A 15,382-nucleotide genomic window follows, 5' to 3' on the forward strand; every position below is an offset into this window, starting at 1 on the left:
GAAGACCCCGCACGCAGACACGCACGGGGCCCCCGGCCGCACCGGTCACATCCCGGCGATCAGCTTCTCCACCCGGTCGTCCACCGACCGGAACGGGTCCTTGCACAGCACCGTGCGCTGTGCCTGGTCATTGAGCTTGAGGTGCACCCAGTCCACGGTGAAGTCCCGCCGCTGCTCCTGGGCCCGGCGGATGAAGTCCCCGCGCAGCCTCGCCCGGGTGGTCTGCGGGGGCACCGACTTGCCCTCGAAGATCTTCAGGTCGTTGCAGACCCGCTCGGCCTGCCCCTTGCGCTCCAGCAGGTAGTACAGCCCCCGCCGGCGGTGGATGTCGTGGTACGCGAGGTCTATCTGGGCCACCCGCGGATTGGACATGGTCATGTTGTGCTTGGCCCGGTAGCGCTCGATCAGCTGGTACTTCATGACCCAGTCGATCTCCCGGCCGATCCGGTCCAGGTCCTCGGCCTCGATCGCGTCCAGCGTGCGGCCCCACAGCTCCAGCACCCGCTCCACGACCCCGGTACGGATCCCCCGCCGCTCGGCGAAGTCCAGGGCCTTGTCGTAGTACTCGCGCTGGATCTCCAGGGCGGAGGCCTCCCGGCCGCTGGCCAGGCGCACCTTGCGCTGGCCCGTGATGTCGTGGCTGACCTCCCGGATCGCCCGGATCGGGTTCTCCAGGGTCAGGTCCCGCATCACCGTGCCCGCCTCGATCATGCGCAGCACCAGGTCGGTGGCGCCGACCTTCAGCAGCATGGTCGTCTCGGACATGTTGGAGTCCCCGACGATCACGTGCAGGCGGCGGTAGCGCTCAGCGTCCGCGTGCGGCTCGTCACGGGTGTTGATGATCGGCCGGGAACGGGTGGTGGCGGAGCTGACACCCTCCCAGATGTGCTCGGCCCGCTGGCTGACGCAGTAGACCGCGCCCCGCGGGGTCTGCAGCACCTTGCCCGCACCACAGATCAGCTGGCGCGTGACGAGGAAGGGAATCAGGATGTCCGCCAGACGGGAGAATTCACCGTGCCGGGCCACGAGGTAGTTCTCGTGGCAACCGTACGAATTGCCCGCCGAGTCGGTGTTGTTCTTGAACAGGTAGACGTCGCCCGCGATTCCCTCCTCGTGCAGGCGGCGTTCGGCGTCGACCAGCAGACCTTCGAGAATGCGCTCGCCCGCTTTGTCGTGGGTGACCAGTTCGGTCAGGCTGTCGCATTCGGGTGTTGCATATTCCGGATGCGATCCCACGTCGAGGTACAGGCGGGCGCCGTTCCGCAGGAACACATTGCTGCTGCGGCCCCATGACACGACACGGCGGAAGAGGTAGCGCGCCACTTCGTCAGGAGACAGTCGGCGCTGTCCCCTGAACGTGCACGTGACGCCATACTCGTTCTCCAGCCCGAAAATGCGGCGGTCCATGACTGAACATTACGCCTTCTGCCCTCTTCTGAAACCGGGTTCGAGAGCGGCGTTCCCATCAGTTTCTGATCAACTGCTCCGAAGCCGCCCCCGCAGAGCCCGCCACGGCCCGGCTGCGGCCACCCGACGCGAGGATCCGCTGAGTGGCCGTCAGCACCAGCAGCGCCGCCACACCCGCGCCGCCCGCCACCGCGAAACCGGCCGCCGTCCCGCCCAGTTCCACCGCCGGACCCGCCGCCGCCGTACCGATGGCCGCACCCACCCCGAAGAAGGTCACCAGCCACGAGAAGGCCTCGGTCACCGTGCCCGCCGGCGCATGCCGGTCCACCACGATGAACGCACAGGCCAGAGAAGGCGCCAGGAACACACCCGAGAGCGCGGCCAGCGCCGTCATCGCCACCGGCCCGACACTCAGCATCAGCGGCAGGTAGCCCACCGCCAGCAGGCCCACCAGCAGCCGCAGCCGCCGCTCCGGAGCCCCCGCCCACTGCCGGGCGCCATAACACACACCGCCCACCAGCGCGCCCAGCCCGAGCGCCGCCATCAGCCAGCCGTACACCGCCTGACCACCATGCCCGTCGGAGTACGCCACCGCCGCCACCGCGATCGAACCCAGCGCCATGCCCACGAAGAAGAACGCGCCCAGCAGCGCCAGCAGCCCGTGCGAACGCAGCGCACCCAGCCAGTGCGCCTCACGCGGCGCCGAACGCCAGGTACGGGAAGGCTCCGAGAGCACCACCATCAGCACACCCACCAGCCCCACACCGTTGAGCACCAGCAGCGCGGCGGCCGGCGACCACAGCGCGACGCACAGCGTCACCAGCAGCGGGCCGACCGTGTACATGATCTCCTGGGCCACCGCGTCCATCGCGTACGCGGCGTGCACCCGCTCCTCACGACCCCCCAGCACCGACGGCCACAGCGCCCGCAGCCCGCCCTCCAGCGGCGGCGTGAACAGACCCGAGACCAGCACCGCCGCATAGGCGGCCGCCATCGAACCCGTCCCCGCCCCGGCCAGCCACACCATGCCCAGCGCCGACACCAGCGCCGCCGGCAGCTGCACCCGCGGCTGCCCGTACACGTCCACCGCCCGGCCCAGCAGCGGCTGACCCACCGCGTTCGCCAGCCCGTACGCCGCCGCCAGCGCACCCGCCAGGCTGTAGCTGCCGCCCTCGGACCGGATGAAGAGGACGATCGCGATGGCGGCGGTGGCGTTCGGCAGCCGGCCCAGCAGCGTGCCCGCCAGGAGCCTCGCCGCGTACCGGGTCCTGAGCAGCTCCGCGTAACCCGCGGCCATGGATGCCCCCTTCTGCCCGGGATTCTCCCCCCGGGGTAATACGTATAACTCGACCCGTCATACGTACCATGGCCGCAGACCCGGGGTCCACCCCGCGGACCAGCCCCACCCGCCCCACCTGGCACTTCAGGAGCCCCCTGTGACGAGACCCACCAGCCGCGACGTCGCCACCGCCGCCGGAGTCTCCCAGGCCACCGTCTCCCTCGTCCTCGGCGACAAATGGCGCGGCCGCGTCTCCGAACGCACCGCCGCCCACGTCCGCGAAACCGCCACCACCCTCGGCTACCGCCCCAACCTCGCCGCCCGCAACCTCCGCCTCGGCAGCACCCGCACCGCCCTCCTCGTCGTCCCCGCCCTCACCAACGAATTCTTCGCCCGCGTCTACACCGGCGCCGCCCGCGTCGCCGCCACCCACGGCTTCGGCGTCGTCCTCTACCCCTCCCCCGACGGCACCGGCCCCGCCCGCGACCCCTTCGCCTCCGCCCGCGCCGCCATCGACGGAGTCATCGCCTCCTCCATGGCCGCCGCAGCCCTCGACGCCATCGGCGGCGACGACCTCCCCCTCGTCATGCTCGACAGCGACCCCACCGCCGGCCGCGCCGCCGCCCACGTCAACCTCGCCATGACCGACGGCGTCCGCCAAGCCGCCCAACACCTCCTCCACCACGGCCACCGCCGCTTCCTCCACCTCGCCGCCGACGTCGACACCTGGACCTTCCACATCCGCGCCCGCACCCTCGCCACCCTCCTCGGCCCCACCACCGAACTGCGCACCGTACGCGCCGGCCTCAGCGTCGACGCCGCCCGCACCGCCATGGAAACCGCCCTCGCCGACCCCGCACACCGGCCCACCGCGATCCTCTGCGACGACGACGTCCTCGCCGCCGGCGCCTGCAAGGCCGCCCGCCGCCTCGGCCTGCGCGTCCCCGAAGACCTCTCCGTCACCGGCATCGACGACCTCGGCCTCGCCACCGCCGTCGAACCCGAACTCACCACCGTCCGGCTCCCCGCCGAACAGGTCGGCGAACACGGCATGAACGCCCTCCTCGCCGTCCTCGACGGCCGCCCCTGGACCGCCCCCGACATCCCCGTCGAACTCGTCGTCCGCGACTCCACCGGCCCCGCCCCGGCCACCCCCTGACACACGAAAGCCCCGGCCCACCCCCACAAGGGGCGGACCGGGGCCTCCCACGGCCTGCCGGAACTACTCGGCCTCATCCTCCGGCGCCTCGTCGTTCGACACGGCATCCACCTGCGCCGCCGCCGGAACCTCCGCCTCCAGCAACCGCGCCAGCTGCCGGCCCCGGATCCGCTTGAACTTGCGCTGCTGCGACCGCGTACGGTCCAGCACCGCAACCTCCAGCCGCTCCGCCGGAATGGCCTTGTCCGCCCCGTTCGCCTGGCTGGACAGCGCCTGCACCGCCAGCTTCAGCGCCTCGGACAAGGTCATCCCGTCCTGATGCCGCTGGTCCAGATAACTGCTGATCTGCTCCGCGTTCCCACCGACCGCGACCGAGCCGTGCTCGTCCACGATCGACCCGTCGTGCGGCAGCCGGTAGATCTGGTCCCCGGCAGCCGTCGCACCGACCTCCGCCACCACCAGCTCCACCTCGTACGGCTTCTCACCGGCCGAGGAGAAGATGGTGCCCAGCGTCTGCGCGTAGACGTTCGCCAGACCGCGCGCCGTCACGTCGTCACGGTCGTAGGTGTACCCGCGCAGATCGGCGTAGCGGACGCCGCCGATGCGCAGGTTCTCGTACTCGTTGTACTTGCCGGCGGCCGCGAAGCCGATCCGGTCGTAGATCTCGCTGAACTTGTGCAGCGCACGGGACGGGTTCTCGCCGACGAAGACGATGCCGTCGGCGTACTGCAGCACGACGAGGCTGCGGCCGCGGGCGATGCCCTTCCGGGCGTATTCCGCCCGGTCGGCCATGGCCTGCTGGGGTGACACATAGAACGGAGTCGACACCGGTGGTCCGTCCCTTTCTTCTGGGCGACGAGAGGACTGGTCAGAGCAGGGCGGCGCGCGGGCCGTCGGGCTCCTCGAGCCGGCGGTCCGTCACCTTGCGGGCGAGCGCCTGCGACTCGTCCTCGTCCAGCCTGCGGAAACCCTCGTCGGTGATGACGGTGACGATGGGGTAGATGTGGCGGTACAGGTCCGGACCGCCGGTCGCCGAGTCGTCGTCGGCGGCGTCGTACAGCGCCTGCACGACCAGCGTGGTGGCCTGCTCCTCCGTCAGATCGGGACGGTAGAGCTTCTTCATGGAGCCCCGGGCGAAGATGGAACCCGAGCCGGTGGCGGCGTAACCGTGCTCCTCGGAGCGGCCGCCGGTCACGTCGTAGGAGAAGATCCGGCCCTTCTCCTTGGCCTCGTCGTACCCCGCGAACAGCGGCACGACCGCCAGCCCCTGCATGGCCATGCCCAGATTGCTCCGGATCATGGTCGAGAGCCGGTTCGCCTTGCCCTCGAGCGACAGTGTCGCCCCTTCGACCTTCTCGAAGTGCTCCAGCTCCAGCTGGAACAGCTTGACCATCTCCACGGCGAGGCCGGCCGTACCGGCGATGCCCACCGCGGAGTACTCGTCCGCGGGGAACACCTTCTCGATGTCCCGCTGCGCGATCATGTTCCCCATGGTCGCCCGCCGGTCACCGGCGAGGACGACCCCGCCGGGGAAGGTGGCGGCGACGATGGTCGTCCCGTGCGGGGCCTCGACGACCCCCTCGGGAAGCTTCCGGTTCCCCGGCAGCATCTCGGGCGCGTGCGCGCCCAGGAAGTCCATGAAGGACGACGACCCCGGCGTCAGGAAGGCTGCCGGTAGACGCCCTGTGCCACGAGTGTTGGGTTCCACAGGTTTCCTTCCACATAAGCGGCTGCACGCCTTATGACGTCCGGCCGATCCTTGAACTGCCCCAGGGCTGCGTTGCAGCTGAAGCACAGTACGCCTCGGACCTTACCCGTCTGATGATCGTGATCAACGTGCTCCGCGGGAGCCTCCCGGCAAAGGAGGCACACCCCGCCTTGCGCCGCGATCATGTCATCACGCTCCGCTTCGGTGATGCCGTACTGGCGCTTGAAGTACGAGGCCCGGTTCCGTTGAGCTCGGCACTCCCGGCAGTAGCTGGCCCAGCCATCCGAACTGGTCTTGTTGCGCTCCCAGTCCGAGTGCGGCTTGATTTCCCCGCACTGGGGACATCTCTTGTGGCCGGACGGCACGGGTATCTTCACCCGCACCGTCCGCCCCTTCGCTTCCTGGCGCTGCTTGTAGTGCTCGGCTTGGCACTCTCGGCAATACGCCTGAAGACCGTCCCGCATCGAACGGTTGCTCGCGAAAGCCTCGCGTGGCTGAACGCGTTTACAACGCGAGCAGCGCTTCAGACCCTCGGGGGCCACTTCGGCCACCACTCCCCCCAACCTTCAATCTGAAGGTCAAATGGCCTCAGCTACCCCTACTCGCCACCCTTTTGGACGAACGACCTCACGAAATCCTCGGCGTTCTCCTCCAAGACATCATCGATCTCATCCAGGACCGAGTCGACGTCGTCGGAGAGCTTTTCCTGTCGTTCCTTGAGGTCGGACTGCGCTTCCGCGGCCTGCTCCTCGACCTCTTCGGTCGAGCGAGTGGCCTTCTGCTGTCCGCCGCCGGTGTCCTTGGTCGCCATGTCTACCTCACCCCGCTCGGTTCGCGCGCTCACACGGAGAGACCCCGGGATTCGGGACCTCTCAAGATCAGACCCTACGTCGGACCCTACAAGGAGGGTCCGACATTCGTCCCCGTACTTTCACAACGTCCGGTCATTCTCATGATTCCCGGATGGCGGCCCTTTCAGGCCCCTTCAGGCCCGCTCACTGCCCCGAAAGCACCCGCACCAGGTCCTCCGCCGTGCGGCAGCGGTCCAGGAGCTCCTTGACGTGCTTGCGGGTCCCCCTCAGGGGCTCCAGGGTCGGGACCCGCTGGAGGGAGTCGCGGCCCGGGAGGTCGAAGATCACCGAGTCCCAGGAGGCCGCCGCCACGTCGTCCGCGTACTGCTCCAGGCAGCGCCCGCGGAAGTACGCCCGGGTGTCCTCCGGGGGCTTGCTCTCGGCCCGCTCGACGGCCGGCTCCTCCAGGAGCCGCTTCATCTTCCCTCGGGCCGCCAGACGGTTGTACAGCCCCTTCTCGGGCCGCACGTCCGAGTACTGGAGGTCCACCAGGTGCAGCCGCGCCGCGTCCCAGCCGAGTCCGTCGCGCCTGCGGTAGCCCTCCAGGATCTCCCGCTTGGCGATCCAGTCCAGCTCTCCGGCCAGGCTCATCGGATCGGTCTCCAGCCGGCCCAGTACGTCCTCCCAGCGGCTCAGGACGTCCTTGGTCTGCTCGTCGGCGTCCGTGCCGAACCGCTCGTCCACGTACTTCCTGGCCAGCTCGAAGTACTCCATCTGAAGCTGTACGGCGGTCAGCGTGCGCCCGCTGCGGAGCGTGATCAGGTGCTGGAGGTCCGGGTCGTGGGAGACCTGGTGCAGGGTGCGCACCGGCTGGTCCACGGCGAGGTCGACGCTGATGAACCCGTCCTCGATCATGGACAGGACCAGCGCGGTCGTGCCCAGCTTGAGGTAGGTGGAGATCTCGGAGAGGTTCGCGTCCCCGATGATCACGTGCAGCCGGCGGTACTTCTCCGCGTCGGAGTGGGGTTCGTCGCGGGTGTTGATGATGGGGCGCTTGAGGGTGGTCTCCAGTCCGACCTCGACCTCGAAGTAGTCCGCGCGCTGGCTGATCTGGAAGCCGTGCTCGCGCCCGTCCTGGCCGATGCCGACGCGGCCGGCGCCGGTGACGACCTGGCGGGAGACGAAGAAGGGCGTCAGGTGGCGCACGATGTCCGAGAAGGGGGTCTCCCGCTTCATCAGGTAGTTCTCGTGCGTGCCGTAGGAGGCGCCCTTGTTGTCGGTGTTGTTCTTGTAGAGGTGGATCGGCTGGGCGCCGGGGAGCTGGGCGGCCCGCTCGGCGGCCTCGGCCATGATCCGTTCGCCGGCCTTGTCCCAGAGCACGGCGTCGAGGGGGTTGGTGATCTCGGGCGAGCTGTATTCGGGGTGCGCGTGGTCGACGTAGAGCCGTGCGCCGTTGGTGAGGATGACGTTGGCGAGGCCGATGTCCTCGTCGGTGAGCTGGCTGCTGTCGGCGGCCTCGCGGGCGAGGTCGAAGCCTCGGGCGTCCCGCAGCGGATTCTCCTCCTCGAAGTCCCAGCGGGCGCGTCGCGCCCGGTGCATCGCCGCCGCGTAGGCGTTGACGATCTGGGACGAGGTGAGCATGGCATTGGCGTTCGGGTGCCCGGGGACGGAGATTCCGTACTCCGTCTCGATCCCCATTACTCGCCGTACGGTCATGCGGCCCTCCTTGCCCGGCGGCGCTCCCGTTCGGGGGCGGCGCTCAAGTACCGCTGGTGCTCCGGTGCGTCATGTGCGGTGCCCGTCCCGCACTGCGCGACCGGCGGTACGGAAGAGCCTAGAACCACTCCGCGCTGGTGGGGAGATCATTTCAGTCATTGACTTCGCCTTGTCACGGCCGGAAAAGGCGGGCGGTAAAGCAGGCGGCTGCGGGTGCCGTGTGAGGCACCCGCAGCCGCCTCGCACCGTCAGAGGTACTGACCGGTATTCGCCACCGTGTCGATGGAGCGTCCGGTGTCCGCGCCCTGCTTTCCGGTGACGAGGGTGCGGATGAATACGATCCGCTCGCCCTTCTTTCCGGAGATGCGGGCCCAGTCGTCCGGGTTGGTGGTGTTGGGCAGGTCCTCGTTCTCCTTGAACTCGTCCACGCAGGCCTGGAGGAGGTGGGAGACGCGGAGGCCCTTCTGGTTGTGTTCGAGGAAGGCCTTGATGGCCATCTTCTTGGCCCGGTCGACGATGTTCTGGATCATCGCTCCGGAGTTGAAGTCCTTGAAGTAGAGGACTTCCTTGTCGCCATTGGCGTACGTGACCTCGAGGAAGCGGTTTTCCTCGGTTTCTGCGTACATCTGTTCGACGACGGTCTGGATCATGCTGTGGACGGCCACCTCCGGCGAGCCGGAGTGCTCGTTGAGGTCGTCCGTGTGCAGCGGCAGCGAGGCCTTGAGGTACTTCGCGAAGATGTCCTTCGCGGCCTCGGCGTCCGGGCGCTCGATCTTGATCTTCACGTCGAGGCGGCCGGGCCGCAGGATCGCCGGGTCGATCATGTCCTCGCGGTTGGAGGCGCCGATGACGATGACGTTCTCCAGGCCCTCCACGCCGTCGATCTCGGCGAGCAGCTGCGGGACGATGGTGTTCTCCACGTCCGAGCTGACACCGGATCCGCGGGTGCGGAAGAGGGATTCCATCTCGTCGAAGAAGACGATGACGGGGGTGCCCTCGCTGGCCTTCTCACGCGCGCGCTGGAAGACGAGGCGGATGTGCCGCTCGGTCTCGCCGACGTACTTGTTGAGGAGCTCGGGGCCCTTGATGTTCAGGAAGTACGACTTGCCGGCGGCCTGCCCGGTCACCTCGGCGACCTTCTTGGCAAGGGAGTTGGCGACGGCCTTGGCGATGAGCGTCTTGCCGCAGCCGGGCGGGCCGTAGAGCAGGATGCCCTTCGGGGGCCGCAGTTCGTGCTCCTTGAAGAGGTCGGGGTAGAGGTAGGGGAGCTCGACCGCGTCGCGGATCAGCTCGATCTGGTCGCCCAGGCCGCCGATCTTGTCGTAGTCGATGTCCGGGACCTCTTCGAGGACGAGGTCCTCGACCTCGCTCTTGGGGACCACCTCGTAGACGTAGCCGGAGCGGGGTTCGAGCAGCAGGGCGTCGCCGGGGCGGATGGTGATGTCCAGGAGCGGCTCGGCGAGCCTCACCACCCTCTCCTCGTCGGTGTGCCCGACCACCAGGGCGCGCTCGCCGTCCTCGAGGATCTCCTTGAGGGTGACGATGTCCCCGGCGCGCTCGAACTCCATGGCCTCGACCACGTTGAGCGCTTCGTTGAGCATGACCTCCTGGCCGCGCCGGAGGTCTTCCGGGTCGACGCTGGGGCTGACGTTCACGCGGAGCTTGCGGCCGCCGGTGAAGATGTCGACGGTGCCGTCCTCGTTGGCCTGAAGGAAGACGCCGAAGCCGGCCGGCGGCTGTGCGAGCCGGTCGACTTCCTCCTTGAGGGCCACGATCTGGTCGCGGGCCTCACGGAGGGTGTTCGCCAGTCGTTCATTCTGCGCGGATACGCCTGCCAGATTCGTCTGGAGCTCGACGATCCGCTCTTCGAGAATCCTCGTGTGACGCGGAGAGTCGGCGAGCTTGCGGCGCAGGACGGCGATTTCCTGCTCGAGATAGGCAACCTGGCCAGCGGGGTCCTCAGACCCTCGCCCGGGCCGGATGCCGCGGTTGATGTCGTCGTCGTGGGCTGCCACGGTCCTCACCTCCTCCAAGGGGAGCTGGACGCTTCCTGACCCTACCTGGGCTGGTGGTGATTGAAACCCCTAGATCACAAAGACGGTAGGGGTGTGTCCGATCTTCACCCTTGCGTACTCCCTCACGCCAGGGAAATACCCACCCTTCAACATCGGAAAGCAGCCGGTTGTAAGGTCGAAGTGTTCAACACCCGTCCGGGCCCGCGCGACTTGCCGAGAGCCGCTTCCGGAACGGTTCGATCAGAGCAGGGAACGGCAGGAGATATGACCGTGCAGCAGGAGGTCCCGGCGGGTGGTTCCGGTGGTGCCGGAGAGCCCCTCGAGGTCTGGATCGACCAGGACCTCTGCACCGGGGACGGGATCTGCGTCCAGTACGCCCCGGAGGTGTTCGAGCTGGACATCGACGGTCTGGCCTATGTGAAGAGCCCGGAGGACGAGCTCCTGGTGGAGCCGGGGGCGACGACTCCGGTTCCGTTGCCGCTGCTGCGGGACGTGGTGGATTCGGCGAAGGAATGCCCGGGGGACTGTATTCACGTAAGGCGCGTTTCGGACAGGGTCGAGGTGTACGGTCCGGACGCGGAGTGACGGTTCAAACACGTCCGGCGGTCGAGTCCGTAAGCTCCTGGCGGAATGTTCCGCCGGTCCAGCGCCACTTGGCGAGCTGCTTGAGGTCGGGGCTGTAGCGGGGCACGGAGGGCGAGGAGTAGCCGAGCAGACTCGCGGTGACGGTCCGGTCGCGGACGGTCAGGGTGGTGGCGGTGCGGCGCTTGGCGGGGTCGAGGAGGGTGGCGACCACGCGGGGCCGGGCGCCGGGTGCGGCTTCCTGGGCGAGTACGTAGATGGCGTGGGGCGGGGTGCCGGAGCCGGCGTCGCAGCGCACGGCGGCGACGGTTTCGGGGCGGGCGTCGCCGTCGAGGTCGCCTTCGGCGGTGGCGGTGACGGTCTGTGCGGCGCCCTTGCAGTCCAGGGGGTAGGTGACCGCGTGTGCGTCGGGGGCGGTGGCGGGCGGGGCGGCGGCGGGGGTGGCTCCGGTGGCCCGGTCGGGCTGGAGGAGGCCCGCGCCGGCTATGACGGCGGCCATGGCGGTGGCCGTGGCGAGCCAGTGGACGGGTTTGGCCCGGTGGTGTGCGGGGTGTTCGGGCGACAGGTCTTCCAACGACGGGGCGGGGTCGGTGGGGCTGTGCGTCACGCGGGGTGTCTCCTGTACGGCGGGTGACGGTGAGCCAGCATCGTGCCACACCTCACACCGCGGTGGAACGGCTGGGTCCGCGTCGGCCGGTGCGGGCAACGAAAAGGCGCTGTGGCGCAGTTCCGGGAGTGTTCCGGGGAACTGCGCCACAGCGCTTTCGTGTTGGGTCCGCGCCCGGGGCGGGCGGCGGGGTGGGGCTATGCGGAGCGGTCGCTGCCGGGGCCTTCGTAGTCCTCGCCGTAGGCGCCCTTGGCGGGGCGGCGGCGGCGCATGGGGGGCTCGACGCCGTCGGCGAGGCGGCGGGCGGTGACGAGGAAGCCGGTGTGGCCGATCATGCGGTGGTCCGGGCGGACGGCGAGGCCTTCGACGTGCCAGTTGCGGATCATCGATTCCCAGGGCTGCGGCTCGGCGAAGCAGCCGATTTCGCGGATGGACTCGACGGTCTTGGACAGCTGGGTGGTGGTGGCCACGTAGCAGCAGAGGATGCCGCCGGGGACGAGGGCCTTCTTGACCGCCTCGAGGCATTCCCAGGGGGCGAGCATGTCGAGGATCACGCGGTCGACGTCGGTCTCGTCCAGGTTGTCCTGGAGGTCTCCGACGGTCAGCTTCCACGCGGGGTGGGGGCCGCCGAAGTAGCGCTCGACGTTGGCGGTGGCGATCTCGGCGAAGTCCGCTCGGCGCTCGTAGCTGTGGAGCATGCCCTGGTCGCCGATGGCGCGCAGCAGGAAGCTGCTCAGGGAGCCGGAGCCCACTCCCGCTTCCACGACGCGGGCGCCGGGGAAGATGTCGGCGAAGGCCAGGATCTGGCCCGCGTCCTTGGGGTAGACCACGGCGGCGCCGCGGGGCATGGACAGGACATAGTCGGGGAGCAGGGGGCGCAGCGCGAGGTAGGCGACGTTGCCGGTGGTGCGGACAACGCTGCCCTCGGGAGCGCCGATCAGCTCGTCGTGCGGGAAGGAACCCTTGTGGGTGTGGAAGTTCTTCCCGGCTTCGAGCGTGAACGTGTAGTGGCGGCCCTTGGGGTCGGTCAGCTGTACCTGGTCCCCGACCTCGAAGGGCCCGCGTCGGCGGGCGGCACCGGTCGGTTCGGACATGTGACCAGTGTATTGGCTTCAGGACTGGGGCCGCGCCATGGCCTTCACGAAGGCCTTCTCGACGTCGAGGGTGGACAGGACGCCGTAGATCTCGCCGCCGGTTTCGATGACGAGGTATTCGGTGGCGGGGGTGGTGCGGAGGTGGTCGAGGAGTTCTTCGCCGGTGAGTTCCGCGGAAACCTTCATGCCGTCGGTGAGGTCCTGGGCGAGGGTGCTGACGGCGACCCAGGGGCGGCGGTGTTCGGGGACGGAGGCGATGGCGGTTTCGCGGACGATGGCGGTGGGGTCGCCCTGGCCGTCGACGACGACGAGGGCGCGGGCTCCGGCTTCGTTGGCGCGGCGGAGTGCTTCGGAGAGGGGGGTGGCGGCCTGGACCGGGACGGCGCGGCGGGTGAGGGTGCGGGCGCGCAGTTCGGGGAGGTGTTCGCGCAGGCGGGCCATGCGCAGGCTGTTGCCGGCGCCGGTCCAGATGATCGCGGCGAGGATGGCGGCGAGGAGGGCGTCCATGACGGTGTCCATGCCGCCGATGTCCTGGGGCGGGTTGCCGAGGATGCCGGTCTGGGTGACGAGGGGCAGGCCGAGGAGGACGGTGACGGCGAGGGCGCGGCCGACCCAGGCTGCGGCGACGGTGCCGGTCATGGGTTTGCCGGTGATGCCCCAGATGAGGGCGCGGAGCATGCGGCCGCCGTCGAGGGGGAGGCCGGGGAGGAGGTTGAAGGCGGCGACGAGGAGGTTGGAGACCATCAGGCCGGCGAGGAGGACGCCGGGGACGGTGGCGGGGTCGACGGCTTTCATGCCGAGGTAGAAGATCCCGGCGAGGGCGAGGGAGAGGAGGGGGCCGACGAAGGCGAGGACGAATTCGCGGCCGGGGGTTTCGGATTCCTTCTCGATCTCGGAGACGCCGCCGAAGAACTGGAGCTGGATGCGTCGTACGGGGAGTTTGAAGCGGAGTGCGGCGATGGTGTGGGCGAGTTCGTGGACGAGGACGGAGGCGTAGAAGGCGACGGCGAAGAAGAGGGAGACGAGGTAGCGGGCGGGGCCGAGGTCGGGCAGGATCCGGTCGAGCTGGTCGCCGAAGACCCAGGTGATGAGGGCGGCGACGAGGAACCAGCTGGGCGAGACGTAGACGGGTACGCCGAAGGGGCGGCCCATGAGGATGCCGCCGCCCGGGTCGGAGCGCTTGGCGGGGCGCTCGCCGGTTTCGTCGGTGTCTGCCACGGCTGTCCTTCGTTCGGTGCGTTTGCTTCCAGTGTGGTCCACGCCGTGGGTGGGGTGGCGTGGGGTGCTGTGGTGCGCGGGGTGCTGTTGCGCGGTGTGATGCTCCGATCATGCAGGGCGATGGGTCAGGAGTCGATGGTATGCGCGTGCTGTCGGTGCCGGGTCGTAGGGTTTTAGGCATGACGACGATCCCCGGCGCCGGTTTCGACGGTGCTTCCCCGGGTGCTGCCCGGCCCGCTTCGCTGTCGCCTTCGCGGGCGGGTGACTTCATGCAGTGTCCGTTGCTGTACCGGTTCCGGGTGATCGACAGGCTGCCGGAGAAGCCGAGTGCGGCGGCGACGCGGGGGACGCTGGTGCACGCGGTGCTGGAGCGGCTGTTTGATCATCCGGCGGCGGAGCGGACGGTTCCGCGGGCGAAGGAGCTGTTGCCGGGGCAGTGGGAGCGGTTGCTGGAGGCAAAGCCGGAGCTGGCGGGGCTGTTCCCGGAGGGGGACGGGGGCGCGGGGCTGGCGGGGTGGCTGGCGGAGGCGGAGGCGCTGGTGGAGCGCTGGTTCACGCTGGAGGACCCGACGCGGCTGGAGCCGGTGGAGCGGGAGTTCTTCGTGGAGACGGAGCTGGAGTCGGGGCTGCGGCTGCGCGGGATCATCGACCGGGTGGACGTGGCGCCGACGGGCGAGGTGCGGATCGTCGACTACAAGACGGGCAAGGCTCCGCGGCCGGAGTACGCGGAGGGCGCGTTGTTCCAGATGAAGTTCTACGCGCTGGTGGTGTGGCGGCTGAAGGGCGTGGTGCCGCGGCGGCTGCAGCTGGTGTACCTGGGCAGTGGTGACGTGCTGACGTACGACCCGGTGGTGGCGGATCTGGAGCGGGTGGAGCGCAAGCTGCACGCGTTGTGGGAGGCGATCTCGGAGGCGACGGAGACGGGTGACTGGCGGCCGCGGCCGACGAAGCTGTGCGGCTGGTGCGACCACCAGGCGGTGTGTCCGGAGTTCGGGGGCACTCCCCCGGTGTATCCGCTGGCGATCGTGCCGGGGCCCGGGCGCCCGGCAGGTTCCTGATCGCGGGGTCAGGGCAGAATGGGCGGCGCTGAAGCCGTCCGACGAATACGAGGTACCTTCCGTGGCGATCCGCGTCCTGCTGGTCGACGACCAGCCTCTGCTGCGCACCGGCTTCCGGATGATCCTGGAGGCGGAGCAGGACCTGGTGGTGGTGGGTGAGGCCGGGGACGGTCTGCAGGCGCTGGAGCAGGTGCGGGCGCTGCAGCCGGACGTGGTGCTGATGGACATCCGGATGCCGCGGATGGACGGGGTGGAGGCGACGCGGCAGATCACGGGTCCGGAGCGGAACGGGCCGGCGAAGGTGCTGGTGCTGACGACGTTCGATCTGGACGAGTACGTGGTGGAGGCGTTGCGGGCGGGGGCGAGCGGGTTCCTGCTGAAGGACGCTCCGGCCGATGAGCTGGTGCAGGCGATCCGGGTGGTGGCGGCGGGCGAGGCGATGCTGGCGCCGAGCATCACGCGGCGGCTGCTGGACAAGTACGCCGGTCATCTGCCGTCGGGTGAGGAGAGGGTCCCGGATGTGCTGGGGACGCTGACCGAGCGCGAGGTGGAGGTGCTGAAGCTGGTGGCGCGGGGGCTGTCGAACGCGGAGATCGCGGCGGACCTGTTCGTGAGTGAGACGACGGTGAAGACGCATGTGGGTCATGTGCTGACGAAGCTGGGTCTGCGCGACCGGGTGCAGGCGGCGGTGTACGCGTACGAGAGTGGTCTGGTGCGGCCGGGCGCGCAGTAGGCGCGGGGTCGCGCG

15 protein-coding genes are annotated in these 15,382 nt (G+C 69.3%); 4 read left to right on the forward strand and 11 right to left on the reverse strand.

What is annotated here, in order from left to right; translation table 11 throughout:
* Window positions 1-45: 45 nt before the first annotated feature.
* Both pafA and BX286_RS08800 read right to left on the reverse strand, forming a co-directional pair.
* On the reverse strand, window positions 46-1,407 hold the full coding sequence (pafA, locus tag BX286_RS08795; protein WP_079425272.1) for a Pup--protein ligase: 1,362 nt from the start codon (window positions 1,405-1,407) through the stop codon (window positions 46-48).
* 58 nt (window positions 1,408-1,465) lie between these two features.
* The gene (locus tag BX286_RS08800) at window positions 1,466-2,704 is read right to left on the reverse strand and encodes an MFS transporter (protein ID WP_261993383.1); all 1,239 of its coding nucleotides are present in this window, start codon (window positions 2,702-2,704) and stop codon (window positions 1,466-1,468) included.
* A gap of 139 nt (window positions 2,705-2,843) precedes the next feature.
* Here BX286_RS08800 and BX286_RS08805 point away from each other — a divergent pair, with 139 nt between their 5' ends.
* Window positions 2,844-3,845 carry a LacI family DNA-binding transcriptional regulator gene (locus BX286_RS08805; RefSeq protein ID WP_261993384.1) on the forward strand — a complete coding sequence of 334 codons (1,002 nt, stop codon included), beginning with the start codon at window positions 2,844-2,846 and terminating at the stop codon, window positions 3,843-3,845.
* Between the two features lie 63 nt (window positions 3,846-3,908).
* Here BX286_RS08805 and prcA read toward each other — a convergent pair whose 3' ends face one another.
* The 6 genes from prcA to arc form a co-directional block, all read right to left on the reverse strand.
* Complete coding sequence (gene prcA, locus BX286_RS08810; RefSeq protein ID WP_079425276.1) at window positions 3,909-4,673, reverse strand: proteasome subunit alpha; 765 nt, start codon at window positions 4,671-4,673, stop codon at window positions 3,909-3,911.
* A gap of 40 nt (window positions 4,674-4,713) precedes the next feature.
* Window positions 4,714-5,553 carry a proteasome subunit beta gene (gene prcB / locus BX286_RS08815; protein ID WP_121014808.1) on the reverse strand — a complete coding sequence of 280 codons (840 nt, stop codon included), beginning with the start codon at window positions 5,551-5,553 and terminating at the stop codon, window positions 4,714-4,716.
* A complete protein-coding gene (locus BX286_RS08820) occupies window positions 5,505-6,104 on the reverse strand; it encodes an endonuclease VII domain-containing protein (protein ID WP_398898313.1) in 600 nt (199 codons plus the stop codon). Before BX286_RS08820 ends, prcB begins: the two co-directional genes overlap by 49 nt.
* A 47-nt stretch (window positions 6,105-6,151) precedes the next feature.
* The gene (locus tag BX286_RS08825) at window positions 6,152-6,364 is read right to left on the reverse strand and encodes a ubiquitin-like protein Pup (protein WP_045947082.1); all 213 of its coding nucleotides are present in this window, start codon (window positions 6,362-6,364) and stop codon (window positions 6,152-6,154) included.
* A 184-nt stretch (window positions 6,365-6,548) separates the two neighbouring features.
* A complete protein-coding gene (gene dop / locus BX286_RS08830; protein WP_079425280.1) occupies window positions 6,549-8,060 on the reverse strand; it encodes a depupylase/deamidase Dop in 1,512 nt (503 codons plus the stop codon).
* A gap of 248 nt (window positions 8,061-8,308) precedes the next feature.
* Window positions 8,309-10,075 (reverse strand): proteasome ATPase, encoded by a 1,767-nt coding sequence (gene arc, locus BX286_RS08835; protein WP_079425282.1) that lies wholly within the window; start codon window positions 10,073-10,075, stop codon window positions 8,309-8,311.
* 264 nt (window positions 10,076-10,339) lie between these two features.
* Between arc and BX286_RS08840 the strand changes: the two genes are divergently transcribed.
* Window positions 10,340-10,660, forward strand: coding sequence for a ferredoxin (locus BX286_RS08840; RefSeq protein WP_079425284.1), 321 nt, complete (start codon window positions 10,340-10,342; stop codon window positions 10,658-10,660).
* Between the two features lie 4 nt (window positions 10,661-10,664).
* Here the strand turns inward: BX286_RS08840 and BX286_RS08845 are convergent, their stop codons facing one another.
* The 3 genes from BX286_RS08845 to BX286_RS08855 form a co-directional block, all read right to left on the reverse strand.
* On the reverse strand, window positions 10,665-11,156 hold the full coding sequence (locus BX286_RS08845; protein ID WP_261993620.1) for a hypothetical protein: 492 nt from the start codon (window positions 11,154-11,156) through the stop codon (window positions 10,665-10,667).
* Window positions 11,157-11,461: 305 nt separating this feature from the next.
* On the reverse strand, window positions 11,462-12,358 hold the full coding sequence (locus tag BX286_RS08850) for a tRNA (adenine-N1)-methyltransferase (protein ID WP_042814566.1): 897 nt from the start codon (window positions 12,356-12,358) through the stop codon (window positions 11,462-11,464).
* Between the two features lie 18 nt (window positions 12,359-12,376).
* The gene (locus BX286_RS08855) at window positions 12,377-13,510 is read right to left on the reverse strand and encodes a site-2 protease family protein (protein WP_100865183.1); all 1,134 of its coding nucleotides are present in this window, start codon (window positions 13,508-13,510) and stop codon (window positions 12,377-12,379) included.
* Window positions 13,511-13,755: 245 nt separating this feature from the next.
* Here BX286_RS08855 and BX286_RS08860 point away from each other — a divergent pair, with 245 nt between their 5' ends.
* Both BX286_RS08860 and BX286_RS08865 read left to right on the forward strand, forming a co-directional pair.
* Entirely contained in the window at window positions 13,756-14,634 is an 879-nt protein-coding gene (locus BX286_RS08860; RefSeq protein ID WP_079431617.1) for a RecB family exonuclease, read from the forward strand.
* 61 nt (window positions 14,635-14,695) lie between these two features.
* The gene (locus BX286_RS08865; protein ID WP_079425288.1) at window positions 14,696-15,367 is read left to right on the forward strand and encodes a response regulator transcription factor; all 672 of its coding nucleotides are present in this window, start codon (window positions 14,696-14,698) and stop codon (window positions 15,365-15,367) included.
* Window positions 15,368-15,382: the final 15 nt, after the last annotated feature.

The sequence above is a fragment of the Streptomyces sp. 3211.6 genome (assembly GCF_003634815.1).
GTDB classification, from domain to species: domain Bacteria; phylum Actinomycetota; class Actinomycetes; order Streptomycetales; family Streptomycetaceae; genus Streptomyces; species Streptomyces katrae_A.

What these genes read in the sequence shown, in the direction of transcription:
- pafA (WP_079425272.1), bottom strand. Translation starts at nt 1,407, where the DNA reads ATGGACCGCCGCATTTTCGGGCTGGAGAACGAGTATGGCGTCACGTGC.
- BX286_RS08800 (WP_261993383.1), bottom strand. Translation starts at nt 2,704, where the DNA reads ATGGCCGCGGGTTACGCGGAGCTGCTCAGGACCCGGTACGCGGCGAGG.
- BX286_RS08825 (WP_045947082.1), bottom strand. Translation starts at nt 6,364, where the DNA reads ATGGCGACCAAGGACACCGGCGGCGGACAGCAGAAGGCCACTCGCTCG.
- dop (WP_079425280.1), bottom strand. Translation starts at nt 8,060, where the DNA reads ATGACCGTACGGCGAGTAATGGGGATCGAGACGGAGTACGGAATCTCC.
- BX286_RS08840 (WP_079425284.1), top strand. Translation starts at nt 10,340, where the DNA reads ATGACCGTGCAGCAGGAGGTCCCGGCGGGTGGTTCCGGTGGTGCCGGA.
- BX286_RS08845 (WP_261993620.1), bottom strand. Translation starts at nt 11,156, where the DNA reads ATGGCCGCCGTCATAGCCGGCGCGGGCCTCCTCCAGCCCGACCGGGCC.
- BX286_RS08850 (WP_042814566.1), bottom strand. Translation starts at nt 12,358, where the DNA reads ATGTCCGAACCGACCGGTGCCGCCCGCCGACGCGGGCCCTTCGAGGTC.
- BX286_RS08855 (WP_100865183.1), bottom strand. Translation starts at nt 13,510, where the DNA reads ATGGGCCGCCCCTTCGGCGTACCCGTCTACGTCTCGCCCAGCTGGTTC.
- BX286_RS08860 (WP_079431617.1), top strand. Translation starts at nt 13,756, where the DNA reads ATGACGACGATCCCCGGCGCCGGTTTCGACGGTGCTTCCCCGGGTGCT.